The sequence below is a fragment of the Asprobacillus argus genome (assembly GCF_032248395.1).
GTDB lineage: Bacteria > Bacteroidota > Bacteroidia > Flavobacteriales > Flavobacteriaceae > Polaribacter > Polaribacter argus.
On record NZ_JAVTTO010000001.1, the window covers coordinates 320725 to 345337 of the forward strand.

The 24613-nt window shown below is 35.0% G+C and carries 24 protein-coding genes and 1 pseudogene; 17 read left to right on the forward strand and 8 right to left on the reverse strand.

All coding sequences use genetic code 11. The annotated features are described in order from the left end of the window. Window positions 1-42: 42 nt before the first annotated feature. From RQM59_RS01430 to RQM59_RS01440, 3 genes are read right to left on the reverse strand one after another with little or no spacing between them, the layout of a single operon-like run. The gene (locus RQM59_RS01430) at window positions 43-372 is read right to left on the reverse strand and encodes a YegP family protein (protein WP_349240273.1); all 330 of its coding nucleotides are present in this window, start codon (window positions 370-372) and stop codon (window positions 43-45) included. Between the two features lie 40 nt (window positions 373-412). Further along, window positions 413-790: a LysM peptidoglycan-binding domain-containing protein gene (locus RQM59_RS01435; RefSeq protein ID WP_349240274.1), complete on the reverse strand. Its 378-nt coding sequence runs from the start codon at window positions 788-790 to the stop codon at window positions 413-415. 40 nt (window positions 791-830) lie between these two features. Beyond that, window positions 831-1475 carry a DUF937 domain-containing protein gene (locus RQM59_RS01440; protein ID WP_349240275.1) on the reverse strand — a complete coding sequence of 215 codons (645 nt, stop codon included), beginning with the start codon at window positions 1473-1475 and terminating at the stop codon, window positions 831-833. A 133-nt stretch (window positions 1476-1608) separates the two neighbouring features. On the opposite strand from RQM59_RS01440, the gene RQM59_RS01445 reads away from it, so the two are divergent. From RQM59_RS01445 to RQM59_RS01475, 7 genes and pseudogenes are all read left to right on the forward strand, one after another. Further along, complete coding sequence (locus RQM59_RS01445; RefSeq protein ID WP_349240276.1) at window positions 1609-3144, forward strand: YifB family Mg chelatase-like AAA ATPase; 1536 nt, start codon at window positions 1609-1611, stop codon at window positions 3142-3144. Window positions 3145-3215: 71 nt separating this feature from the next. Next, the gene (locus tag RQM59_RS01450) at window positions 3216-4337 is read left to right on the forward strand and encodes an AraC family transcriptional regulator (RefSeq protein ID WP_349240277.1); all 1122 of its coding nucleotides are present in this window, start codon (window positions 3216-3218) and stop codon (window positions 4335-4337) included. An 82-nt stretch (window positions 4338-4419) separates the two neighbouring features. Next, window positions 4420-5919, forward strand: coding sequence for an alpha/beta hydrolase (locus RQM59_RS01455; protein ID WP_349240278.1), 1500 nt, complete (start codon window positions 4420-4422; stop codon window positions 5917-5919). Window positions 5920-5950: 31 nt separating this feature from the next. Next, a pseudogene (locus RQM59_RS01460) lies at window positions 5951-6064 on the forward strand (magnesium chelatase subunit ChlI family protein); the annotation flags it as partial. Window positions 6065-6145: 81 nt separating this feature from the next. After that, window positions 6146-6511: a hypothetical protein gene (locus RQM59_RS01465; RefSeq protein ID WP_349240279.1), complete on the forward strand. Its 366-nt coding sequence runs from the start codon at window positions 6146-6148 to the stop codon at window positions 6509-6511. A 101-nt stretch (window positions 6512-6612) separates the two neighbouring features. After that, window positions 6613-9162, forward strand: coding sequence for a T9SS type A sorting domain-containing protein (locus RQM59_RS01470; protein ID WP_349240280.1), 2550 nt, complete (start codon window positions 6613-6615; stop codon window positions 9160-9162). 95 nt (window positions 9163-9257) lie between these two features. After that, complete coding sequence (locus tag RQM59_RS01475; RefSeq protein WP_349240281.1) at window positions 9258-11933, forward strand: T9SS type A sorting domain-containing protein; 2676 nt, start codon at window positions 9258-9260, stop codon at window positions 11931-11933. On the opposite strand, the gene RQM59_RS01480 is transcribed toward RQM59_RS01475, so the two are convergent. After that, window positions 11934-12344 carry a tellurite resistance TerB family protein gene (locus RQM59_RS01480; RefSeq protein ID WP_349240282.1) on the reverse strand — a complete coding sequence of 137 codons (411 nt, stop codon included), beginning with the start codon at window positions 12342-12344 and terminating at the stop codon, window positions 11934-11936. Between the two features lie 123 nt (window positions 12345-12467). Here RQM59_RS01480 and RQM59_RS01485 point away from each other — a divergent pair, with 123 nt between their 5' ends. Both RQM59_RS01485 and RQM59_RS01490 read left to right on the forward strand, forming a co-directional pair. Further along, window positions 12468-12890 (forward strand): hypothetical protein, encoded by a 423-nt coding sequence (locus RQM59_RS01485; protein ID WP_349240283.1) that lies wholly within the window; start codon window positions 12468-12470, stop codon window positions 12888-12890. A 24-nt stretch (window positions 12891-12914) separates the two neighbouring features. Beyond that, complete coding sequence (locus tag RQM59_RS01490) at window positions 12915-13346, forward strand: hypothetical protein (protein ID WP_349240284.1); 432 nt, start codon at window positions 12915-12917, stop codon at window positions 13344-13346. A gap of 36 nt (window positions 13347-13382) precedes the next feature. On the opposite strand, the gene RQM59_RS01495 is transcribed toward RQM59_RS01490, so the two are convergent. Next, window positions 13383-15407: a histidine kinase gene (locus RQM59_RS01495; protein WP_349240285.1), complete on the reverse strand. Its 2025-nt coding sequence runs from the start codon at window positions 15405-15407 to the stop codon at window positions 13383-13385. A gap of 95 nt (window positions 15408-15502) precedes the next feature. Further along, on the reverse strand, window positions 15503-16657 hold the full coding sequence (locus RQM59_RS01500; protein WP_349240286.1) for an endonuclease/exonuclease/phosphatase family protein: 1155 nt from the start codon (window positions 16655-16657) through the stop codon (window positions 15503-15505). A 252-nt stretch (window positions 16658-16909) separates the two neighbouring features. Here RQM59_RS01500 and RQM59_RS01505 point away from each other — a divergent pair, with 252 nt between their 5' ends. Next, window positions 16910-17548 (forward strand): hypothetical protein, encoded by a 639-nt coding sequence (locus tag RQM59_RS01505; protein WP_349240287.1) that lies wholly within the window; start codon window positions 16910-16912, stop codon window positions 17546-17548. Window positions 17549-17555: 7 nt separating this feature from the next. On the opposite strand, the gene RQM59_RS01510 is transcribed toward RQM59_RS01505, so the two are convergent. Then, window positions 17556-18986, reverse strand: a complete 1431-nt coding sequence (locus tag RQM59_RS01510) for an SLC13 family permease (RefSeq protein WP_349240288.1) — start codon at window positions 18984-18986, stop codon at window positions 17556-17558. Window positions 18987-19072: 86 nt separating this feature from the next. On the opposite strand from RQM59_RS01510, the gene RQM59_RS01515 reads away from it, so the two are divergent. After that, window positions 19073-19828 (forward strand): hypothetical protein, encoded by a 756-nt coding sequence (locus tag RQM59_RS01515; protein WP_349240289.1) that lies wholly within the window; start codon window positions 19073-19075, stop codon window positions 19826-19828. A 113-nt stretch (window positions 19829-19941) separates the two neighbouring features. Here the strand turns inward: RQM59_RS01515 and ahcY are convergent, their stop codons facing one another. Beyond that, a complete protein-coding gene (gene ahcY / locus RQM59_RS01520; RefSeq protein WP_349240290.1) occupies window positions 19942-21258 on the reverse strand; it encodes an adenosylhomocysteinase in 1317 nt (438 codons plus the stop codon). A 63-nt stretch (window positions 21259-21321) separates the two neighbouring features. Here ahcY and RQM59_RS01525 point away from each other — a divergent pair, with 63 nt between their 5' ends. Genes RQM59_RS01525 through arfB form a run of 6 tightly spaced genes read left to right on the forward strand, consistent with a single transcriptional unit; the run spans window position 21322 to window position 24519 of the window. After that, window positions 21322-21948, forward strand: a complete 627-nt coding sequence (locus RQM59_RS01525) for a 4'-phosphopantetheinyl transferase family protein (RefSeq protein ID WP_349240291.1) — start codon at window positions 21322-21324, stop codon at window positions 21946-21948. Between the two features lie 3 nt (window positions 21949-21951). After that, window positions 21952-22698 (forward strand): phosphoglycerol geranylgeranyltransferase, encoded by a 747-nt coding sequence (locus RQM59_RS01530; RefSeq protein WP_349240292.1) that lies wholly within the window; start codon window positions 21952-21954, stop codon window positions 22696-22698. Continuing rightward, window positions 22682-22942 carry a YkoF family thiamine/hydroxymethylpyrimidine-binding protein gene (locus RQM59_RS01535; protein ID WP_349240293.1) on the forward strand — a complete coding sequence of 87 codons (261 nt, stop codon included), beginning with the start codon at window positions 22682-22684 and terminating at the stop codon, window positions 22940-22942. The genes RQM59_RS01530 and RQM59_RS01535 overlap by 17 nt, the downstream gene beginning before the upstream one ends. Beyond that, window positions 22926-23555, forward strand: coding sequence for a nicotinamide riboside transporter PnuC (gene pnuC, locus RQM59_RS01540; RefSeq protein WP_349240294.1), 630 nt, complete (start codon window positions 22926-22928; stop codon window positions 23553-23555). Before RQM59_RS01535 ends, pnuC begins: the two co-directional genes overlap by 17 nt. After that, entirely contained in the window at window positions 23516-24118 is a 603-nt protein-coding gene (locus tag RQM59_RS01545) for an AAA family ATPase (RefSeq protein WP_349240295.1), read from the forward strand. Before pnuC ends, RQM59_RS01545 begins: the two co-directional genes overlap by 40 nt. After that, window positions 24115-24519 (forward strand): alternative ribosome rescue aminoacyl-tRNA hydrolase ArfB, encoded by a 405-nt coding sequence (gene arfB / locus RQM59_RS01550; RefSeq protein ID WP_349240296.1) that lies wholly within the window; start codon window positions 24115-24117, stop codon window positions 24517-24519. The genes RQM59_RS01545 and arfB overlap by 4 nt, the downstream gene beginning before the upstream one ends. Window positions 24520-24613: the final 94 nt, after the last annotated feature.

Sequence of the window (24613 nt, forward strand, 5' to 3'; positions counted from 1 at the left end):
GAGACCGTTTGGCCTCTCTTTTTAAAATACCCAAAGTAAGTATTAAGAATTATCTTCTACAGATGCATCTGGTGCATTCTTCTTTACAGAAGCAATACCATTTTCCATGGCATCATTTCCAGAATACATTTCACTTGTTCCAATAACTTGACCATTCGTTGCTTTAAGGTTGAAGTAAGGACTTCCATTTTTAGCAGTTAATCTTTCAAACTTACTATCGTCTTGTGAATTTTTTTGCACTGACTCGATTCCGTTGTTACAAGATGCTTTGGTCTTATAAGCTTCACTACTTAAAATAGTTTGACCATTTCCTGCTTTTAAATTAAATCTGAACTGCCCAGATTTGTCCGTCGTAATTACGAATTTCCCCATTTTTAAATTGATTTAAGGTTAATATTAAGTGGTTTAGTTTTTAAAGATTTGGAATCACTAGCTCCTGACCCGGATGAATAACATTTGGGTTCTTTAAAATATGTGTATTGGCATCAAAAATTGCCGTGTATTTCATTGGATTTCCATAGTAATGTTTGGCTATCTTACTTAAAGATTCTCCGCTCTTTACGGTATGGCGGGCGTATAAAGAAGTATCAGCAACCTTAATATCGGCCATGATATCTGTAGGCTCTTGCCCTCCAATTCTTTTTATCTCATCCCAGAGAAGGTTTTTTTCATATTGATTTTTTGCTGTTCCATGGACATGTAAAATGCCATTCTCTTCACTGACGTTTCCGTCTTGAATTTCTAGAGTCATTCCTAGTTCTAATACACTTTGATATTTTGACTTTACCATTATAATTATGCTTTTTTAATATGTATACTTTGACTTCAAATTATTTTCCAAAAAGACCACCTAGTAGATTTCCTATTCCGCCTCCACTTTTTTTAGTGTCTCCCCCTCCTAGAAACATTCCTGCTACATCGTCGATTACACTTCCATCTCCGTCCGCATCTAAAACTTTCTCCAAAAAGCTTTGTTCATTTTGCGCCGAATTTCCTCCCAGCAATCCACCTAGCATTCCACTTAAGCCATTCGAATCGTTAATATGTTGTTGTTGCCTTTGCTTTCCGATCATCCCCATTAAAATTGGAGCCGCCACTTTTAAGATATTTCCTACAGCTCCCGAACTCATATTTGTTTTCTGCCCAATTACCTGCTGCACTCCTGCTTGCTTACTTCCTAAAACATGTCCTAAAATTTTTCTGCCATCTGTTTTTACTTCTTCATCTACCCCACCTGTAAACAGACCTCCTAAATTGTCCAAAATGCTTCCATCATGCTTATTGGATAAAGCTCCCATTAAACTTTGAGCTCCTTCAGGAGTTTCTGCGTTGCGTTGTAGTGCTTTTGTCAAAACAGGTAATGCCATAGTTAGTACTCCTGCTGTTTTATTTGGGTCTTCATTAGTAGATCCCGATACACCTGATATAATTTGTTTTCCTAAGTCACTGTTTAATAGGTCTAGTATTCCTGCCATTTTTCTTTTTAATTATTATGTTACACAAAATATGACACCTCTTTTTTATAAAAGTCACATCTATATCTCTAAAATGAGATTTAGCTTCACAAATTTTTAGTATCTTTCTACTGCTAATTGAAAAAGAAAAAACATGCTAGTAAAAGTATTTGGTAGTGCCGTCTTTGGTATTGAAGCTACCACTATCACAGTAGAAGTTAATATTGATAAAGGGATTGGGTATCACTTGGTTGGCTTACCTGACAATGCGGTACGAGAAAGCAGCTATCGAATTTCTGCTGCTCTAAAAAACAATGGCTACAAATTACCAGGTAAGAAAATCACGATAAATATGGCTCCCGCCGATTTACGGAAAGAAGGTGCTGCTTATGATCTTACACTAGCGGTTGGAATCTTAATGGCGTCGAAGCAGATAGCCTCCGAAAACATTTCAGAGTATTTGATCATGGGAGAACTTTCTTTAGATGGAACCTTGCAACCTATAAAAGGTGCTTTACCTATGGCTATCAAAGCTAGAGAGGAGGGTTTTACCTATTTCATCCTTCCCAAAGAAAATGCAGAAGAAGCGGCTATTGTGAATGATCTTAAAGTCTTAGGTGTGGATTCTATTTTAGACGTCATTCGTCATTTTAATAAAGAAGAAAAAATTGTTCCAACGATTGTAGATACCCGTTCCGAATTCTATAAGAACATGGAAACTCCCGAATTTGATTTTTCGGATGTTAAGGGTCAGGAATCTATAAAGCGATGTATGGAAATAGCCGCCGCTGGAGGACATAATATTATTTTAATCGGTCCACCAGGATCTGGAAAAACCATGTTAGCTAAACGACTACCTTCCATCCTACCTCCCATGACCTTGCACGAAGCCTTAGAAACCACAAAAATTCACTCCGTAGTAGGAAAAACAAAGAACAATGGCCTGCTGTATCAACGTCCATTCCGGTCACCTCATCATACTATTTCTGATGTTGCTTTGGTTGGTGGCGGACAATATCCGCAGCCAGGAGAAATTTCATTATCTCATAACGGTGTTCTTTTCTTGGATGAACTCCCCGAGTTTAAACGTTCTGTATTAGAAGTCATGCGTCAGCCTCTAGAAGATAGAGAAGTGACCATTTCTAGAGCCAAGTTTACCATTACCTATCCAAGTAGTTTTATGTTAGTTGCCAGCATGAATCCTAGTCCATCTGGATTCTTTAACGATGGAACCAATCCGTTGGCTTCATCTCCACAGGAAATGCAGCGCTACCTGAGCAGAATTTCCGGTCCCTTACTTGACAGGATCGATATTCATATTGAAGTGACTCCGGTTCCTTTTGACAAACTCTCCGATGAACGAAAAGGTGAATCCAGTATCGACATTCGGAAGCGGGTTACCGCTGCCAGGGAAGTTCAAGCCAAGAGATTCGAAGCCTATAAGAACCTCCATTACAATGCACAAATGCATGTGCGGCAGATTCGTGAATTTTGTCAACTTTCCAACGAAAGTAAAGAACTGCTTAAGATCGCTATGGAACGATTAAACCTATCTGCCAGAGCCTATGACCGTATCTTAAAAGTATCACGAACGATCGCCGATCTGGAAAAAGAAACAAGAATTTTACCACATCATATTTCGGAAGCCATCCAATACCGAAGTTTGGATAGAGAGGGTTGGTTGGGGTAGAAATATTTCAGTACTAAAATTAATTATATTTGAAAATTCTAAAAGGTCCCCATTCAATAGACTAAACATTAATGAAATTAGCAGTAGACTTCATATTTATTACAGGTATTTTACTGAATATCGTAGCATTAATAGTTTTGTTGCGTTTAAAACAAAAGAAACTACCGCAATATATATTGATTGTTTTTTGGCTTGTAATTCTGAATGTTCTTATTTTTTTCTATGCTCACCTGCATGAGCTAAAGACCTTAAAATTTATTACTAATTTTTTTCAGGATGGCGCCCGATTTTTAACACCTCCGCTAATATTTCTCTACTTAAAATCAATTTTTAGCAATAAACCGGATTTACTAAAAAAGAACTTAATTCATTTTGTTCCTTTTATCATCTATTTTACGTTTTACACGGCTCCTAGTTCTTTTGATTTTCAATATGCTAAATTCATTGATGGACATATCATAGCATTGATAAAAGATGTGTACGGAATCGTATATTTTAGCATTTCAATAAAACTTTTCTATGTTTTGAGTAAAACTATGAAGCAGAATTACTCAACCATTAAAGAAAAAGACTTTCTATGGATTGAAAAGCTTTTAATCTGCCTTCTACTTGTTCGTATAGTTGCCTTTATTGGAAATGGTAGTGAAATTTTATTTGGATATGATGTTTCTTGGGATGCTTATATCACCATATCTTTTATGATAGTAGCTATGGCATACCTCGGATATTATGGAATTACACAATCCGAAATTTTCTTGCCTGATTTCTTAATTCAAGACCATCCGACAAAAAATAGTGAATTAGAGAGTAAAAACTCTTACTTAAAAGATGAAGAAAAAGATGTATTGAGGCAACAATTTTATAAATGTATGACTGAGGAAAAATTATATTTATTACCCGATTTGAATTTGACGATGATTGCGGATAAAATGGATGTTTCACAACGCAAACTATCAGCATTTTTTAGTGAAGAATTAGATAGTAGTTTTTATGATTCTATTAATTCATTTCGAGTAGAAGAAGCCAAAACCATTTTAACATCTAATGCTATTGAAAGTCATTCTATTACCGGAATTGGACTTTCTTGTGGCTTTAGCTCAAAAAGTAGCTTCTATCGAGTATTCAAAAATAAAACAGGAGTATCACCTTCAGTCTACAGAACACTAGCCATAAAAGAGTCTCATCGCACGTAATAGGACCATGTTTTTTTTATGATTTTATATTTTTAATTGCAAAAATTGAATATTTGTTATCGAAAACAAATCAATAAATAATATGAATAAATTCTCTTTCGTCCTTGCACTTCTTTTATTATCAAATCCATTGCAATCCTGTAAAAAGAATCCTGAAAAAGACCCAATCGACATAAAAGAGGCTCACAACAATCTCCTCAAAAAAAATGATTCTTATGTGACAGTCAATCGTGGAAAGATATTCAGTCAAGAATTAGACGGCTTTAACGCAACAATAGATTCTTTGGAACAAACTGTGCAGAGATTAGTTAAGAAATACGAAAGAAATTCTAAAGAAATAAATTCGCGAATAGTTGATAGCTTATTAACTGAAACAAAATTCGTACACAAACGCTATCAGTTGTTGTATCCAAATAACTATCATCGTTTTGCTAACTTTAAGAAAAACGCAACTGTCTCCAAAGACTATTTTGAAAATGTGATGAAGGGAAGTTTTGATAACCCTTACTTAGTTCATTTTAAGCATTATAAAAGATGTATGAATTATTATTTTGACATTCTTTCTGCTGGAAAGTACAAGTTTTCACATCTTGAATATGTTCCTTTAAAACGTTTAGACAATCGTTATGATGCCATAGCAGAGTTAGACGCTCATCAAAGCGTGAAAGATTTTTTCATTAAGGGACATTTTACTTCCAATATTTGGACCTATCGCGTCGAGGCTTTTGATTACGCTTACTCAAAAGCTTTGGAAGATGTCAAAAATCAGGATTTTATAAAGCAAATCAAGAAGACCTACCAAATGGGTAAAGATAGAAGGAATGCTGCCAGCGAAATAAAGGCTTATAAAACGGTAGATGGTATTACGCTTAGTGCTCATATTTTCTACCCAGAAAATCATGATAAAACTCAACCAAAGCCTGCACATCTATTTTTTAACGGGGGTGGTTGGGCAATTGGACTACCCGAATGGAGTTATGGAGCTTGTCAAGGTGCAGCAAAAGATGGAAGAGTTGCAATCGCTTTCGATTATCGAAAAAGAAATGTATACGGTACAGATGTAAAAGCTTCGGTAAGTGATGCACTAGCTGCCATAGCTTGGGTACGTGAAAATGCGAATGAATTAGGAATTGACCCAAACAAGATTTTGGCAGATGGTTTTTCTGCAGGGGCTCATTTAGCCTTGGTTTCAAGTATGATTGAAAACCCTAAAGATTTTGGGGTGACATCAAAATATAGTTCAAAACCAAATGCTATCATTTTAGGTTCTTGCCCATACGACATTGAAGGTAGAGATGTTTACAACGTTTCTTACGACACAAAAACGATCTCACCCCTTTATCTTATAAAGGACAACCTTCCCCCTATCCTAGCCTTCCATGGTGAGAATGATGATATGGTGGAATTTTCTGAATTTGAAAAATTCAGGGATGCCATTCAAAAAACCAAGAATAATTTCATTTGGCGTTCCTATGCCGGAGCAGGACATTTTTATTTTGAAGGAAGCCGCAAAGAGGATTCGGAGGAAAGAAAAAGACTTACTAAAGAATTTATACAAAAAAACGGGTTTAACGTGGAATAAAGTCTTTATGAGCTATGTGTAGCAAAGTGCTATTAAAGTGTCGCGAACGATCGCCGATCTAGAAAAAGAAACAAGAATTTTACCACATCATATTTCGGAAGCCGTTCAATACCGAAGTTTAGATAGTGAGGGATGGTTAGGATAGTTTGTATAGGATTTGGTTGATTTTTACTTGCAAAATAGTATCTTTAAGACGTAAAGCATTCATTTTTAACCTGATATTGATATGAAAAAAGCACCACTTATATGCGTCCTTGGTTTGTTTCTAGGTAATATACTTTATGCGCAAGAGACTCAAGAAAACAAAGAGAAATTACCGAATAGCATCTATACGTTCAACTATTTTTCTGAAAATCCATTTGATAATTTTTGGACTCAAAAAAGGGTTCAATTCCCTTCTTATGATTTTGTCTATGTCGATTTCAATGATCTAAACAACAATGCATTTTCAATACGTCTAAAAAACGTTTGGAAGAAACCATCTCGCTTTATTTATGATGATTATGCAAAGTATAACCGAAATTACTTTTTAAAGGATTTTTTCCTAAAACACGATCCAACACGTTGGAATATGCCTCCGCATAGACAGTAAATTATATGCAAAAACCTAATATAATAATCATAACAATCTTATAAGACGCAACCACTGTAGGTTTTATACATCTTATAGATACACTATGAACCAAAATTGCTATGAAAAAACCATTACTACTCTTTGCACTTATTATTTTTCAAATTTCCTCCAGTCAAATTGTAACGATTCCTGATGCAAATTTTAAAGCAGCATTGATTGCTGAGGGCGTAGATACTAATAATGATGGTGAGATACAGGTTTCTGAAGCGGAAGCCGTGACTCAAATTAATGTGACTGGTGAAAACATTAGTTCTTTAGAAGGGGTTTTAAGCTTCACAAATCTTGAACGATTATTGAGTAGAAACAATGAATTAACATCAGTGAATCTTTCTAGTTTATCCAAATTGCATGAAATAAACTTCGATAATAATGAATTAACATCAATACATCTATCAAATCTATCCGCATTAAAAGTTGTGAACTTTGGGCGAAATCAACTTGCCACGCTAGATGTGTCAGATATAACAACCTTAGAGAGTTTAATTTGTAGTGGTAATGAGCTTACTACATTAGATGTCTCTAACTTAACAGAGTTAACAGTCTTAGGTTGCAGTGGTAATCAACTTACAACTCTGGATGTTTCTAGCTTGACGGAATTAACAGCATTATACTGCGGTGATAATCGGCTTACTGCATTAGATGTGTCAAATCATACAAAATTAAAAAAACTAGATTGTGATAGAAATTTGCTTACTGCATTGGATATGTCAAATTTGACAGAATTAACAGATTTAGATTGCAGCGGAAATCAACTTGCTACTATAGATCTATCAAGTTTAACAAACTTGAAGGATTTAAATTGTGGGGGTAATCTATTTACTACATTAGATATTTCTGACTTAACTACATTAACTGATCTGAAATGTACTGGTGGTGAACTTGAAAATCTTATTACTTCAAATAATTCAAACTCCCTTCGAACGTTGCGTTTATATGATAATAACATAGCAACTATAGATCTTTCCAATCTGACTACTTTAACTCAACTCGACTGTAACTATAATCAACTCACAACTCTAGATCTTTCTAATTTGTTTAGATTACTTCAATTAAACTGTAGAAATAATCAATTAGAATATCTTAATTTAAAAAATGGTTCTGCAGAGAACATTACAGATTTTTCTTCAAATCCCAATTTACACTTGGTCTGTGTAGATGCCGATGAAAAGGATAGAATAGAAGCACTGGTTACGACAACGGGATATGTGAATAGTCATGTTAGCACTTACTGCACTTTCATTCCTGGTGGAGAAGTCTATTATGTTCAGGGTAATGTTCGACTAGATCTTAATAACGATAGCTGTGACACTAATGATATAGGGTTTGGCGGTCTGAAGTTGAAGATCACCAATTCTCAGAACGTTAGTGATACTTATTCTACCCATGCAGATGGTAGCTATAACATTGCCTTACCAGAAGATAGTTATACCATAGAATATGTATTGGAGAATCCTTCTTACTTTAATGTGTCTCCTGCTTCTTTTACTGTAAGTTTCCCTTCAGACACTTCTCCTTATGTACAAGATTTTTGTTTAACCGCCAATGGTGCGGTTCAGGATCTGGAGATTCAGATCATTCCATTAGAGCAAGCCAGGCCGGGATTTAATGCAGACTATAAGATCGTATATAAGAACAACGGTACATCTACAGTTTCCGGAAATGTGACGTTGACCTATCAAGACGATGTGCTTGATTTTGTTTCTGCAACACCCAATGAATCAATTGCTAGTACAAGCCAACTTTCTTGGGTCTATACCAATTTAACGCCTTCTGAAACTAGAGAGATTCTCTTTACGATGAATTTAAATGCGCCTACAGAAACACCTCCTTTAAATGGCGGTGAAATTCTTTGTTATGAAGCTGTTATTACTCCTACCACGAATGATCAAAGAGTCAATGACAACACCTTTACCCTTAAACAAACCGTTGTTAATTCATACGATCCAAACGATAAGACTTGTTTGGAAGGAAATATCGTAACTCCAGATCTTATTGGTGAATATGTACATTACCTGATCCGTTTTGAAAACACAGGTACAGCAAGTGCCGTGAATGTCGTGGTTAAAGATATCATTGATACTGATAAGTTCGACATATCAACCATATTCATCTATGATTCCAGTCATGATATGGTCACCAGAATACAAAACACCAACGAGGTAGAATTCATTTTTGAGGGGATTAATTTGCCTTTTGATGATGCAAATAATGATGGGTATATCGCTTTTAAAATAAAAACACTGCCGTCTTTAGTAGTGGGTGATACTTTTGAAAACAATGCAGAGATCTATTTTGATTTTAACTTCCCCATTATTACCAATACCGAACAAACCACGATTGATAATACTGCTAGTGTAGATGATGTATTTGCTGCATCTGATATACGCATTTTTCCAAATCCAACTAATGAATTACTTACTATTGAAAGTTCTGTACACTTTGATTCGCTAACCATTTATGATCTTAAAGGAAGACAATTGCAACTAATCAGTTCAACGACACCACAACTGACGAAGCAGATCGATCTATCAAATTTTGCTAGTGGTATTTATTATGTATCTGTGCAGTCTGGAACTGCTAAAAAATTGTTGAAAGTTATTAGAGAATAGGCCATCGTAATAGATCAACTATTCTTGACTGATAACTCAAAACACTCATTATCAATGGTACATTTTTTCTATATTTGAGTATCAAAATAACCGTTATGAAAAAAACACTACTATTATTTGCCCTCTTATTAACACAAATTTCCTACAGCCAGACTGTAACCATCCCTGATGCTAATTTTAAAGCCGCTTTAATTGCAGATGGAGTGGATACTAATAACGATGGGGAAATCCAGGTATCTGAAGCGGAAGCCATAACTGAAATTGATGTATTTAATGAAAATATAAGCTCATTGGAAGGGATTTCCAGTTTTATAAATCTTAAGATATTACGCTGTGTGTCAAACGATCTTACAACTCTAGATATTAGCGGTTTATCAAGTCTAACAACATTAGATTGCGATAACAATCAACTTACTTCTTTGAATCTTACCGGACTTTCAAATCTTACATCTTTGAATGTTAATAATAATGAACTCGCTGCTTTAAACATCACGGACTTATCCGATTTAAGTTATTTGTATTGCCATTCTAACGAACTTGTCTCGCTAAATTTGAATGGTTTGTCAAATTTAATTAATGTATACTGCGACAGGAATGAACTGACTTCTTTAGATTTAGCAGGGTTGATCAACTTAAACGTTTTAAGTTGTTACCAAAATAAACTAACATCTTTAAATTTAAACGGTTTATCGAATATTACCGATTTAAACTGTAGTAACAATCAATTAACTTCTTTAGATTTAGACGGGTTGTCAAATATTACCGATTTAAATTGTAATAATAATCTATTAACATCGTTAGATTTAGGAAGTTTATCAAATCTAACTCGGTTAGATACTGGTGTCAATCAACTTGCTTCAATAGACCTTAATGGTTTATCTCATCTGTCCGTCCTGGGAATTGGTAATAATCGAATATCTGCTCTACAGGTGAATCATTTAACCAATTTAACATCGCTAGGATGTGGAGGTAACGATCTTACCACTTTGGACGTATCCAATTTGTCTTTATTACGTTTTTTATCCGCAGGTGACAGTCAGCTTAATACATTTATTAAACCCAATGGTACAAATTCATTAGAAACACTAAGTTTATCCAGAAACAATCTTACCCATTTGGACCTATCAAATTTGGTACATTTAACCGAATTAAGTTGTGGATATAGTCAATTAACGTCTTTAGACTTAGCTTATCAATCAAAACTAGAGCGTCTATACCTTATGGGAAATGAGCTATTAGAAACGTTGTTCGTAAAAAACGGGAGTCGTGAAATTTACGTCAATATCCATGACTGTCATAATTTGACATATATATGCGGAGATTCGGAAGATATACCGAACTTTCAATATTATGTCGATTTACTTGGGTTTAATTGTGCAATAAATTCTTTCTGTACATTTATTCCAGGTGGAGAGGTTTTTTATGCAGAAGGAAATGTAAGATTAGATTTAAATAATGATGGATGTGACACCAATGATGTTGATTACGGAACTTTACAATTAAAAGTAACAAATGCTGATAATGAAAGTGGAACTTTTTCTACCAATGCCGATGGAAGCTATAACATCGCATTGCCTGAAGGTAATTATACGATAGAATATGTCTTAGAGAATCCTTCCTATTTTAATGTTTCTCCTGCTTCTTTTACAGTGGATTTCTCTACAGATACTTCTCCACATCAACAAGATTTTTGCTTAACCGCCAATGGTGTAGTGCAGGATCTGGAAATTCAAGTCATTCCCTTAGAACTCGCTCGTCCCGGATTTGATGCAGAATATAAAATCGTGTATAAAAACAATGGAACATCTACCGTCTCTGGGAGTGTTACTTTAACCTACGATGACAATGTCTTGGACCTGGTTTCGAGCACTCCTAACTTTACGGCTTCGACACCTAATTTTTTATCTTGGGATTATGCCAATCTCACTCCATCTGAGACCAGAGAGATTTTCGTGACTATGAATTTAAATTCGCCTATGGAAACTCCTCCATTAAATGGAGGTGAAATCCTCTGTTACGATGCTGCGATTACACCTACCACCAATGACCAAAGAGTCAATGACAACACTTTTACCCTTAAACAAACCGTGGTAAATTCCTATGATCCGAATGACAAGACTTGTTTGGAAGGAAATATCGTAACTCCAGATCTTATTGGTGAATATGTACATTACCTGATCCGTTTTGAAAACACAGGTACAGCAAGTGCCGTGAATGTCGTGGTTAAAGATATCATTGATACTGATAAGTTCGACATATCAACCATATTCATCTATGATTCCAGTCATGATATGGTCACCAGAATACAAAACACCAACGAGGTAGAATTCATTTTTGAGGGGATCAATTTGCCTTTTGATGATGCAAATAATGATGGGTATATCGCTTTTAAAATAAAAACACTGCCGTCTTTAGTAGTGGGTGATACTTTTGAAAACAATGCAGAGATCTATTTTGATTTTAACTTCCCCATTATTACCAATACCGAACAAACCACGATTGATAATACTGCTAGTGTAGATGATGTATTTGCTGCATCTGATATACGCATTTTTCCAAATCCAACTAATGAATTACTTACTATTGAAAGTTCTGTACACTTTGATTCGGTGACCATTTATGATCTTAAGGGAAGGCAGTTGCAAATGATCAGTTCAACCTTGTCGCAACTCACAAAACAGATCGATATGACCCATTTAGCCAGTGGTATTTATTATGTGTCTGTACAATCTGGAACTGCTAAAAAATTGTTGAAGGTTATTAGAGAGTAACTACTGAACACGAGGTTTTATAAGTCCCAAATGCCTTCCTAAATGTGCTAATAAGATCAATTCCGATTTGTTCTTTTTATTGACAACATCGGCTATAGAACAAGCTAATTCCCATATAGTAGATCGCATTGGGTTCGTAAATAATTTTTCATGCTCTTTTTTGTACGCGACAAACTCCTGAAAACAATCTACGGCAATTCTTTTCTCCTTTTTTAAAGCTTCAAAACGCGCTACTATTTCATCAACTACTTCCCTCCTTCCTTTGTGTTTTTCAACCCACTCTTTCTTTAATGCTTCTTTAAAAGAAGTATATTCTTCGTCTCGTATTTCTCCATCGATATATGCGATGGCATAAAATACTTTTGCAACGTTGCAATAAAAACTGTGACAACAAGTAGTCCATGGATTCATTTCTCATTCATTTTTAGAATAAACCTCTATAAAGTTAGAACAAAAACACTTCTTAGACACTGATATTTATCATGTTAAATGGTTGATTTTCAATGTACTTTAGTGTTGTTAAAATTCATCATCATGAAAGATATTGGTATTTGGATAGATAAGGACAACGCATGTATCGTGATCCTAGAAAAAGGCAAAGAAACAATAGTATGGGTTCCTTCTAATATAGAACACTATCGAATTCATGGAGGGTCAGGAACGCGTTTAAAAGGTGGTCCTCAAGATGTGGTTCAGGATAGTAGATATTTAGAACGCGAAAAGCATCAACTTAAAAACTTCTTTAAAGAAATTATCGCCTTAGTTAAAGATGCTGATGCCCTAGCTATATTCGGCCCAGCGGGAACCAATGAAAAGTTTAAAAAAGAATTAGCTACCCATTATAAATATCTAGATCAGAAGGTTGTTATTGTTAGAAAGGAAGATAGCATGACCGACAATCAAATGAAGGCTTTGGTGCGAGATTTTTATACTGCAGAAAGAGCATCTAAAAAATAGAATATTCTCTAAAACTTTGAAATTATGAAAACACATAAATGGCAATTAAGATATGTAGAGTGGTTATCCGCCGAGGAGATGTATGAAGCTTCAAAAAACTGGGAATCAGAACTAGGGTTTATTCATGATGAACAGTTATTTTTTGAGCATCTGCTTCAAAAAATAATTACTGCGATTCCGAATCCTTCCGAATCCATTTCTGAATTAGAATTGATAGGGAAATTAGAACCTCTTAAAAAAGAGTGTAATGTACTTTATTCAGAAGTAATTTCTCATCAGGAAAAACTCTCCTCACTAGTCGACGGAGTGCATCTACATACAAATGAAGCCGAACAAAAACAGGTACATTATGAATTGATGGATATTGTAGGTCGGTTTTATCTGGGTCACCAGCAATTTAAGAAGAGACTATTTGCAGTAATTAAATCTCAATTAAAAGTTACAGCTACCAAATAATAGTTAAAACGTTTTATTGATTTTGATTACCCCTTATTAAATAGGTAATACCAGGTCTATTACTGTTCCATTATTGATCTTACTATCAATATGAACAGTAGCATTCAGTATCTTGGCTCTCTCAAAAAAGGTCTTGATCCCAAAACTGGTAACTTCAGAGGTAATATCTGGAACGGTAAAGCCAACCCCATTATCTTTTATAACCGCTTTGATTGTAGCGGTTTCTTTTTTAATGGTTATAGAAGCTGCTTTCGCCTTAGAGTGCTGTAACATATTACTTAGCGCTTCCTGTATGAGTCTATATACATGAATAGCCGATTCTTTAGTGATGTCTTCATCAATATTCTCTATTTCATGTGTAAAGAAGATCTTAGATTTTCTATCTACTTCATCTATCAAAGCCTCAATAGATTTACTCAACCCAAGTCGTTCGAGGACTGCAGGGTACAATTCTCTTGAAATTTCACGTAATTCATCCAAAGTATTTTTTGCTAGATCTTGCATAGAATCGTCTCCAACGGATTTTGTTTTCTTAGTAAGAAGCATCATTTTTTGCCCAATACTATCATGCAGTTCCCTTGCCAAATGTATGCGCTCATTCTCGCGCTCTTTTATCAAATTCTTGGTAAAATCTTGCTGCAATTCCTCTTTTCTTTTTGCATAAATACTTAATCTGTATAAATATACAATTGTAAAAAGGGTCAATAATCCTATCCCTCCAAATAGCATCCAGCCTTGCTTTTCCTTATTTTGCTGATCCAATAGCGTAATCTTGGATTCTTGTTCGGCTATTTTAGCATCTCGTTTTTCTGTTTCATACAATGTTTGATAATACGTTAGCGCTTGTGTTTTTTGTACACTATTTACCGAATCTTTCAATGTGATATAATCGACATAATGCTTATATGAATTATTAGAATCACCTAGCGCTTGATAAATTTTTGACAATCTTTTATTCGCATTGTTAACCCCCATAATGGAGTATCTCGTTTTTCGGTACGCTAGTACCCACTTCGCTTCAACTAAAGACTTCTTATATTCTTTGGTTACATAGTAATAATAATCTGACAGCGCCAACCTATAAAAATCTTCATATGGAATTACCTTCCTTTTAGCTAGATCTTTTTTGATAATTTGCAGGATGTTTTTTGCCTTAACAAGGCTGTCATTTTCTGAATAGGCGCTTAACAAACCGTATCGAATTACTGGTGCAATTCCAGAATTAAATCCAGGTTCTATTATGTGCTGATATGCTTCATTTAAATGTTTTATTCTTGCTTTCTGATTACCAAGCTGATCTTCTTCTAAGGAGGCATTGAACAAATTAGGCACTAAAGATTCATGATGATGAATACGACGACCAATTGCAATAATTTCTTCTCGTTCTTTTTTAGATTCTTCTAAGAATCCTATTTTATTATACAAGGTTGCTATGGAAAGTCTTGTACTTATAACATTCATGGTATCCTTTCTCCTATTGAAAATATCAACAACCTCAGTAAGCAATTTAAATGCGGTAACATAATCTCCTAAGTCAGAATGAGCACCGGCCTTATACCTTCTAGCCAAGGCATATCTTAATGAATCTTGAATACTCAATGCAAATTGTTCGGCTTTATCATAAAAGTCAATAGATTCTTTTCTTTTACCAGAAAAGTAATAACTATCTCCCCCATCTGTATACATCTGAGCAAGTAATTTCGAATCACTCACGTTCAGTTTTTTCTCTAGAAAATCATTAAAAATTCGCATACCTTCTTGCGGATTTCCCGCTCGGTTGGTATAATAAAAAATGAGGTTAGACATATGTCTTACGGCAAATTTCGCGGAATCCAATTCAAAAGCATAGGCCACAGCTGCTTCAGCAATAGAATCATAGTTAAGATTTCTTTGGAATTGAGTAACCTTACATAAGCTATCAAGTAATGCTAACTTCTTTGCTTTTGAGGATAATTGTATACGCTCCTTTAGGCTCTTAATAGTACTTTGCAAAGGCTTTTCTTGTCCAGGCAAGTTCGTTACAACAAAAAGTAAATACACGATTAAAGACTTACGCATCATTCAGAAGTAGCTATAGTATGATTAGAAAATAATATATAAATATATAGAATGCATTTTTAAACATCAATATATCTAAGAAAATTGACTCCAAACCACTAAGGAATACTCTCTAAATACGTAGTACTATGATCGGTTTTAATTTCTACCCACATGGGTAAATGATCCGATATCTGGAAGGTTTTCCACACCTTATAGTAATAATTTAATAACTTCTGATCACTTGCAAGCACACCTTCTAAATCGGCTAATGCTTCTTTGGCATTTTGAATCTTTTCAAGGTCAGGAGTAGCCTTTGCTTCAAGTTTAGTCAACGTTTGTTTTTTATTGGCAATTTGTTTACTTACAGATTTTTCTACAAATTCTCTATACTCGTCAAATTGATTTTTTCGCATCACACTCCTATAAAAATTAATAGCGCCAGCACTGTCATTGTTCTCTCCAAGTTTAAAGAATTCTGATTTTGACCGGATTCCTATTTGATCATAGTGTTTTGTTTGAAATGTATTTGTCCCAACAGGTTTATTTCTAATTTGTTCTGGAATATCGAATCCATTTTTGATCAATTTCTTCATCGTCTCATGCTCATGATCGACAATATTGAAATCTCCTAATACAATCAATGTTTGCTTATCATTATCGGCCTTCTTTTTCAGGAATTTAGCAATTCCTTCTATTTCGCTTTTTCGTCGCTCCAATTTTGCTCCAGAATCTGCTCCAAAATAAATATGAACCGTACATAAACTGAATTTAGACCACCCTGATTGAAAAGAAACCACAAAAGGCGTTCTAGCAAACTGGACATCCCCTTTAATTAATCTATTCTTGGGCAATACAACCTCTCCTGCTACATTTTTAAAGGATACTCTACGTGTATCATATATAAAGGTCATACGCTCCTGATTTCCACTTCTTCCGGATGTTACGTCTGTAGTAATAAAATCCCACTGAGGACCTAAAACAAACATGAGTTTATTTAATGCTCTCAAATCTTTACTTACTTCTTGAACAGCGACAAGATCAAAAGCCGAAATGATTTGAGCGATATAGTAAAATGATTCTGCCAATCGAGGTCCATGACCAAATTTATTGGAATCAAAATCTCGAATATTCCAGGTTGCGATTAACAAGTTAGCGTCTAGTCTCTTTTTAGGAATATTATTTTCCAAAGATCGTTTGAGTTTTAGAATATTATCTACGACCAATTGTTTTCGATCACTTTTAATATCTCTTTTTAAAGTATAATATCTCATTATTTCTGGGTGTTGAGGGTTAGGATTTAAATATCTAAACAAATTTAGATCCCTAATAATAAGCATATTACAAGTATTTCTACTACGGTAATCTGCAAAAAAGAAAGCGAAATTCTGTAGTATGTTTTTTCTTTTGAAAATAAGAACAAACACTCTGGAAAGTTGATAAATATCATAGTATAGCTCCTATTTAGCTACTACTTTAGAATACCTGTAAAACAAGCAGATAACATCTCTAAAAATTAAAGAATCATGAACTATTTAAAAGTATTTTTTCTACTCATATGTACATCATTATTAACCCTAGGATGTTCTTCAACACAACTCGTCGAGCAATGGAAAAACCCTACGGTCGACACCTTATATGTTTCTAAAATTCTCATTGTAGGTATGACTCCTAATTTAGAAGCTCGTAAAGAATTTGAACAACTCCTTAAAGAAGAATATACCGCAAAGGGTATCGAAGCTGTTATGAGCTTAGAACTGTTTGATCCAACATTTACCACTGATAAAAAAAGCTACGCAGAGCTAAAAGTGATTGAAAACATACTCACAGCCAATTTTTTTGACGCGGTATTATTTACCAAGGTCGTTGGATCCAAAACACAGAAAACATATTCGAAAACATACAGAGATAAGGAATACCTTGATATGCCATTTCAAGAAGATTATTATAGGCATCAAGAAATCTATTATAACCCGAAGTATTATGATGAGTACAAAGTATATCGCGCAGAAACTTCGCTCTATTGCATCTGTCCAACAAAAGACAGAGAACTTATCTGGAAAGGATCTATAGATATTATTGACCCCTCCTCTATCAAAAAGACAGTTAACGATTATGTAAATCTACTTATACTTACATTAGAACAGCAACAGCTATTTCAATAATCGCGTTTTAAAATATATACGGGATCACGAATTGATAATATAAGATCAGTAATATAATAGCAATGCAATTCAAGATGACACCTGCTCGGACCATCTGACTTACTTTCACATAACCACTGGCAAAGACGATCGCATTGGGTGGTGTTGCCATAGGTAACATAAAAGCACAACTAGATGCCATAGTCACCGGAATTAACACATTTAACATGGGAATGTTTAATCCAATGGCTATTCCTGCCACTACCGGAGCTAATACTGCTACCAATGCTACATTACTCATCAATTCGGTCATAAACAGCATCAATACAATTAATAGACTCACCACAACAGGGGCACTAAATCCTCCATTTTTTATAGACTCGGTAATCACATCTACCAATCCACTTGAGGCCATTCCTTTAGCCAAAGCTAAACCTCCTCCAAAAAGGATTAAGATTCCCCAGGCCAGCTTTTCCGTATCGTTCCACTTAAGCACAAAACTCCCTTTTTTGTAATTCATAGGAATTGCAAAAAGAGAAACAGCACCAATTAAACTAATAATGGTATCAGACAGCTTCAATCCAGGAAAGATCTTATTAATGATGGTTCTGGTGATCCATAGGAAAACTGTGATGCAGAATATGGTCATTACCCTTCGTTCTTGCTTAGAGATCTTCCCAAGTTTTTTTAGCTCTTCAGAAATTACATTTCCCGAAGTTGTAAATTGAATATGGTTGCACGGAAACATCCATTTTACCAATACCAAATAACAAAAGGTCACCATCAATATTGAAAAAGGCAATCCAATAGTCATCCATTTCAAGAAGGATATTTGGGTATTATACTCGTTTTCCAATAACCCGATCAGTACCGAATTTGGCGGTGTTCCAATCACAGTTGCAATTCCTCCAGCATTCGCTGAAAATGCAATTCCTAGCATAATGCTTAAGGCAAAATTCCGATCTCCTTTGGTAAAGCCATCCTCGTCATCTATCAATAATCGAATCACAGAAATAGCAATGGGTAGCATCACCACCGTACTGGCTGTATTGCTGATCCACATACTCATAAAAGCTGTGGCCAGCATAAAACCTAGGATGACTTTATTGGGTGTGGTTCCCGTCAATTTAATAATCGTTAATGCAATACGCTTGTGCAGGTTTACCTTCTCTAAAGCAAGGGCTAACACAAATCCTCCAAAGAAGAGAAAAATGATCGGACTTCCATAGTTTGCTCCTACATCCCCTATGGGCATTACTTTTAATAATGGAAATAGAATGAGCGGTAATAGTGCCGTAACAGCAATGTGTACTGCTTCTGTGATCCACCAAACAACCATCCAAATAGCAACTGCAATTACAGCATCTCCAGTTTCAGAAACTAGGTGAAAAGGTAGGTTGACCACAATAAAAAATAAAATAGGTGCTAAGAGTAAGCCAATTTTTTTGGAGGGTGTCATTGATTTTAATTTTAAGCCAAAATATAAAAAATTGATCTGGTATGTTTTTTAAATACTAAATTTCTCTTTTTATAGTTTCTATTGATATGAAAAAGATTCTATTTCTATTTATTTTATTCTCAAGCACTTGTTTATTTTCTCAAAGAACTATTCATGTATTTGTAGCCCTATGTGATAATGCAAATCAGGGTATCGTTCCAGTTCCAAAAACATTGGGAAACGGCCAGAACCCAAGAACAAATTTATATTGGGGAGCATTATACGGAGTAAAAACTCATTTTAAAAGAAGTAAAGACTGGGTCTTTATCAAGTCTGTTAAAAGTGATAATCCTAAAATCCTAGAGCGTGTTCTATTCAAACATGCAACTAGTAATACCTATTTATTAGCGGATGCCTATGATGGTAAGTATATCAAACAAACGATTACCCATTTTTTAGAAGCGACAGCAGGGAATAATGAAGAAAGCATAAACCACAATAGTGTTAACCTAAAGTTTGGAGGAAACGCAAACTTACTAAGCTATATTGGACATAATGGGTTGATGGAGTTCTCTGTGAGAGGAAATTTTACGCCAAAAAATAAGATGAAAAGAGATGCTATTATGTTGGCGTGTATTAGTAAAAGTTATTTTACGCCCTACCTAAAACAAACAAAGGCCATCCCTTTAGTTTGGAGTACAGGTTTAATGGCTCCAGAGGCTTATACCTTAAAGTGGGCGATAGATGGTTGGATCCAAAAAGAAACCAATTTGCAAATACGAGAACGCGCTGCGAATGCTTATAACAAATACCAAAAATGTGGGCTAAAAGGAGCAAAGCGTTTGTTAGTTACAGGGTATTAAAAACCCTCACAATTTCTTGTGAGGGTTTTTATATATTTATGCAATCCAAAAGAGATTGCCACGTCATTTGTTCCTGAAACAAGTTCAGGACAGGCCTCGCAATGACAGGTTTCTTAATATCTATAGTGTTCTGGTTTGTATGGTCCGTCAACCGTTACACCAATATAGCTTGCTTGCTCTTCGCGTAATTCTGTTAACTCCACACCAATCTTCGCTAAGTGTAATTTTGCTACTTTTTCATCTAAGTGTTTTGGTAACATATATACTTGGTTCTCATACGCATCACGATTTGTCCATAATTCAATTTGAGCCAAGGTTTGGTTTGTGAATGAGTTAGACATTACAAAACTTGGATGTCCTGTTGCACATCCTAAATTCACCAAACGTCCTTCTGCCAAAATAATAATATCATTTCCATTTACATTGTACTTATCAACCTGTGGTTTGATGGTATCTTTCGTATCTCCAAAGTTTCCATTTAACCAGGCCATGTCAATTTCATTATCGAAGTGACCAATGTTACATACAATTGTCTTGTCTTTCATTGCTTCGAAATGACGTCCTTGAACGATGTCTTTATTTCCAGTTGTGGTAATCACAATATCAGAGTTTCCAACAACCGTTTCTAATTTCTTTACTTCAAAACCGTCCATTGCCGCTTGTAATGCACAAATAGGGTCGATCTCAGTAACCGTCACAATAGCTCCTGCTCCTTTAAAAGAAGCCGCGGTTCCTTTTCCAACATCTCCATATCCACAAACCGTTACACGCTTACCAGCTAACATAATATCGGTTGCTCTACGAATTGCATCTACAGCAGATTCTTTACATCCGTATTTGTTATCAAACTTAGATTTTGTAACTGAATCGTTTACATTGATCGCTGGCATTGGTAATGTTCCAGCTTTTACTCTATCGTATAAACGGTGTACTCCCGTTGTAGTTTCTTCTGACAGTCCGTTAATTCCAGCAGCCAATTCAGGGTATTTATCCAATACCATATTCGTTAGATCTCCACCATCATCTAAGATTAAGTTTAATGGTTTTCTATCTTCTCCAAAGAATAAGGTTTGCTCAATACACCAGTCAAATTCTTCTTCCGTCATATCTTTCCAAGCATACACAGGCGTTCCTGCAGCGGCAATCGCAGCAGCAGCTTGATCTTGCGTAGAAAAAATATTACAAGAACTCCAAGTAACTTCCGCCCCTAAAGCCTGTAATGTTTCAATTAACACAGCAGTTTGAATCGTCATGTGTAAACATCCAGCAATTCTTGAACCTTTTAAAGGTTGCTCATCTTTATATTCTTCACGTAAAGACATTAAACCAGGCATTTCTGCTTCTGCTAATTCAATTTCCTTTCTTCCCCATTCCGCTAAAGAAATATCTTTAACTTTGAATGGTACATACGTAGCTGTTTTTGTGCTCATATTCTTATATTTGTTTTGTATCAAAATTCAGAATGCAAAGTTACGTAATAACTTTTAAAATATATGGCTCTTTATAAAACGATAACGGTTAACAAAAACACTAAAGTGTTGATCTGGAAGATAGAAGAGTCTTTGGAGGAATTATCTTCTGGTATTTCTTTGGAAATCCAAAGTGCTGAAAGATTGGAAAGTATGCGGTCTGAAATTCATCAAAAGGGTTTTTTAAGTATTCGACATTTGTTAAAGAATGTCGGCTATACAGATGCTGATTTGTTTTATGATCAATATGGAAAGCCTCATTTACACGATGGTAATCATATTTCCATAACTCATTCTTTTACGTTTACGGCAGTCATTATTTCTCAGGACTCACCTGTAGGAATTGATATCGAAAAACAGCGAGATAAGATTGTGAAAATTGCGCATAAATTCACACCTTTTGAGGAGTACAAAACCATTGCCAATCACGACGCTTTAGTAAGTAAGCTAACCATCGTATGGGGAGGAAAAGAGTCGTTATATAAGATCTATGGAAAGAAAAAACTTCTCTTTTTACATCATATCTACATAGAAGATTTTAAGTTTGCAGATACGAAAACCACAGGTCAAATTCGCTACGAAGGAATGGTTTCCAATCATAGCATTCATTTTTTAGAGTTTGAAGGATTTACTTGTGTTTATGCTTTTTAATCGATGAATATATACACCGAAATTGTCGCTGCTAAAAAGAAGGGTCAAAAGTTATTGGCTGTTCTTATTGATCCTGAAAAAATGAAGATCGGAGAAGTTCATAGTTTTATAAAACTAGTAAACGCTTCTGTTGCTACACATATTTTTGTAGGTGGTAGTACTGATGTAGATCATCAAATTGAACATATAGTTACTGAAATTAAAAAATATACCATTCTACCGGTTATTCTGTTTCCTGGTGATTTTTCGCAGGTAACAACAAAAGCAGATGGAGTTTTGTTTTTAAGCTTGATTTCTGGAAGAAATTCAGAATATTTGATTACGCAACAAATTGCAGCAGTTCCAAAACTAAAGAAAAGTAGTTTAGAAGTTATCCCTACAGGATATCTCTTAATAGATGGAGGCATAGAAACTTCGGTTCAGCGCACTAGCAATACCAATCCTTTACCACAAAAAGACCTTACTCAAATTCTTCATACTGCGTTGGCAGGTGAGTATATGGGTAACAAATTAATTTATCTAGAAGCAGGTTCTGGTGCTAATATTCCAGTAAGTCCGGCAATTATAAATGCTCTAAGCAATGAACTCAATGACCCACTCCTTGTTGGTGGCGGAATTCGAACAATAGGCCAGTTGAATCAAGCATATGAAGCCGGTGCAGATATGGTAGTTATCGGGACAGCTTTTGAACAAAACACTGCATTCTTTAACGAACTTAAAAAAGAAATTACCAATGAAAATATCCGTTGAACTGACCTTACTTCCTCTTCAAAATGATTTTGAAACACCCATTATTAACTTTATCAAGGCCCTAAGGAATTCTGATTTTACGGTTTTAGAAAACCCTTTAAGTACTCAGATTTATGGTGATTTTAATACTTTAATGCCTTTTTTAACAGATGAGATACGTAATTCATTTGAACATCAAGAACATGTGGTTGTAAATATGAAAATTGTAAAATCTGATAGAAGCACGTATGAACCAACTTTTTGATTTTTTCTTAGAGCCCTATAGAACGGTAACTACGGTCAACATTATTGTAGAAATTTTAGCTGTGGTATTTGGAATCGCAAGCGTTTGGTACGCCAAAAAAGAGCATATTTTCGTGTATCCAACTGGCATTATAAGTACTGCTTTGTACGTCTACATATGTTATAAGTTTACACTCTATGGAGATTTGATCATTAATATTTATTATACCTTGATGAGTATTTATGGATGGTATATGTGGACGCGTATGGTCAATAGTCGTCATCTTGAAATTACAAGAACTTCTCGAGTCGATAAACTTAAAGCTTTAGGAATTTTTGCGTCTACTGCCATTTTTGTGATCATTGTATATGTATATTTCAACCGTTTTGATCGACTAACGGATTATTTTGACACTTTTACAACTGGAATCTTTTTTGCCGCTATGTGGTTAATGGCCAACAAAAAAATTGAACACTGGATCTTATGGATTGGAGGAAACATTATATCTGTTCCTTTATATTTCATTAAAGGTTTAGGATTTTCTGGAATTCAGTTTACTATATTTTTAATTTTAGCATATCTTGGATATACATCATGGAAAAAAACCTTAGACAAGAAGACATCAATCTCGTGAAAGTTGTGCTGTTTGGTCCGGAAAGCACGGGTAAAACAACTTTATCAGATCAATTAGCAAGGCATTATGATACGGTTTGGGTAGAAGAATATGCACGTCCTTATTTGCAAAAAGTGTGGAATCAAGAGCGTAGAACCTGTGAACCAAAGGATATTATGCCCATCGCATACGGGCAAATAGCTTTAGAAAATAGGTTGGCTAAAAGAGCAGACAGGGTATTAATTTGTGATACAGATCTTTTAGAAACAAAAGTCTATTCCGAAGAGTATTATGGTGGTTTTGTTGATCCCTTATTAGCCGAAGCTGCGCAACAAAATAGCTATGATCTATATTTCCTAACATATATTGATACACCGTGGGTTGCTGATGATCTTAGAGATAGACCCGAACAACGCTTGGAAATGTTCAATGCTTTTAAAAATGCTTTAGAAAAATCTAATCGCCCTTATATCTTGTTAAAAGGCGATAAAGAAACACGTCTAAAAATTGCTGTAGAGGCAATTGATGCCATTTTAAAAGATAAACGTAATCTATATTCATATTCAGATTCTTTACAGTCATGAATCGTGATATTATCTATAAAGAATTGAAGTTTAAAGCAGTACGAAGTTCAGGTGCTGGAGGACAACATGTAAATAAAGTTTCTTCTAAAGTTGAACTATTTTTTGACATACCAAACTCAAAAGGATTATCAACGGAAGAAAAAGAAGTGCTTCAAAAGCATCTTAGTTCAAAGCTTACAAAGGACGGAATATTACAATTGAATGCTAGTGATAGCAGAAGCCAACATACAAACAAGGAAAAAGTTATCCTGCGTTTCTTTGAAGTATTGAAAAAAGGGCTTGTGATTCCTAAAAAAAGAAAAGCCACCAAACCTAGTAAGGCCTCGATTCAGAAGAGATTACAAAACAAGCAGAGTCAATCGAACAAGAAGGTTCTTAGAAAAAAGCCAAACTTAGAATAAAAAAGGAGTTAGATACTAACTCCTTTTTATTTCCCCCTCTCTCAAAAATTAAAGGAATTTGTTCTGTGGTAACAGTAAAGTTTCTATTTCCCCT